Genomic DNA, 1,547 nt, shown 5'->3' with positions numbered 1-1,547 from the left:
GATAACGTGCAAGGTCGCCGGTCCGGTACAGCCGATCGCCCTCGACAAAGGGACTGGCGATGAACCGCTCCGCTGTCAGCTCAGGGCGGTTCAGGTAGCCCCGCGCCACCCCCGCCCCGCCAATGTAGAGCTCGCCTGCCGCGCCGAACGGCACCAGCTCGCCGTGACCATCCAGCAAGTAGACCCGCGTGTTGGCAATAGGACGGCCAATCGGGACGATGGCCTCATTAAAATCAGCCGGGCAGCTCCAGGATGTAACGTCGATCGCCGCCTCAGTCGGACCGTAGAGATTGTGCAGGGCCGTCCAGGGCAATACGCGCCGAACCCTATGCACACTGGCGGCAGGGAGCGCCTCGCCGCTGCATAAAACCCGCCGCAGCGATGTGCAGCGGTCAACACTCTTCGCATCCAAAAAGCTGAGCAGCATGGATGGCACGAAGTGAACCGTCGTGATGCACTGGCTGACGATCAAGTCGACCAATGCATCGGGATCTCTGTGCGCACCGGGCGGCGCTACTACCAGCGTTGCCCCTTCAAGCAAAGTCCAAAAGAACTCCCAGGCCGAGACATCGAAGCTAAATGGCGTCTTCTGCAACACGACGTCTGTTGGCTTCAGACCATAGGCGTTCTGCATCCAGAGCAGGCGATTAACGATAGCCCGATGCTCATTCTGTGCCCCTTTGGGCGTGCCCGTGGATCCCGAGGTGTAGATCACATAGGCGAGATTGCGAGAGGTCAGGCTGAGCGCCCGCGGGTCAGGATCCGCTTCCGGCAGGCTGGCCCAGGCCGGCGCCGCAGCATCGAGCTCCACCACGCTCACATTGGCCAGCACATCCGCGCCGAAGGCGGCTCGGCCGGCCACATCCGCCAGCAGCAGCCGCGGCGCCGCATCGTCGAGCACCTGATGCAGCCGCGCCGACGGATAGGCCGGGTCCAGCGGCATATACGCCCCGCCGGCCTTCAGGATCGCCAAAAGCCCCACCACCATCATCGGACTGCGCTCGACGCAGATCGCAACCGGCTGGTCCGGCCTGACCCCGAGGGCGATCAGGTGATGCGCCAGGCGGTTGGCCCGCGCATTGAGCTCGCCACAGCTCAGCTGCTCATCTTCGCAGACCACCGCCACCGCATCCGGCGCCTTGTGCACCTGCGCCTCGAACAGCTCGTGGATGCACCGCTCCGCAGGATACGGCGCCGCCGTCTGGTTCAGCTCCTCCAGCAGATACGTGCGCTCGGCAGCAGACAGCAGCTCAATGCGGTGGACCTCTTGCTGCGCGTCGGCAGCCATCGCCCGCAGCAGCGCCAGCAGATAACCACGCTGCCGCTCGATCGTCGCTTGATCAAACAGCGCCGTGGCATAACCCAGCGTTCCGGCGATCTCCTCGCCATGCTCGCCAAGGCTCAGCTCCAGATCGAACTTGACCTGATCAATCTCCTCCCCGGCAGCTTCGACACTCAGCCCCGGCAGGTCCAATGACCCAGCCGCATTGTTCTCCCAGGCCAGCATCACCTGGAATAATGGCGTGTGATCAAGAGCCCGGGGCGGC

General features: G+C 64.2%; 1 protein-coding gene. It reads right to left on the bottom strand.

Annotation, left to right across the window (positions count from 1 at the left end):
- The coding region (locus OWC48_RS45850) for an amino acid adenylation domain-containing protein (protein WP_282525901.1) at window positions 1-1,547 on the bottom strand (1,547 nt) is incomplete at both ends.

The organism is Bradyrhizobium sp. Arg816, from assembly GCF_029989365.1.
Classification (GTDB): domain Bacteria; phylum Pseudomonadota; class Alphaproteobacteria; order Rhizobiales; family Xanthobacteraceae; genus Bradyrhizobium.
Note: the sequence above shows the minus strand (reverse complement) of the source record. Positions and strands in the feature narration are given on the sequence as shown.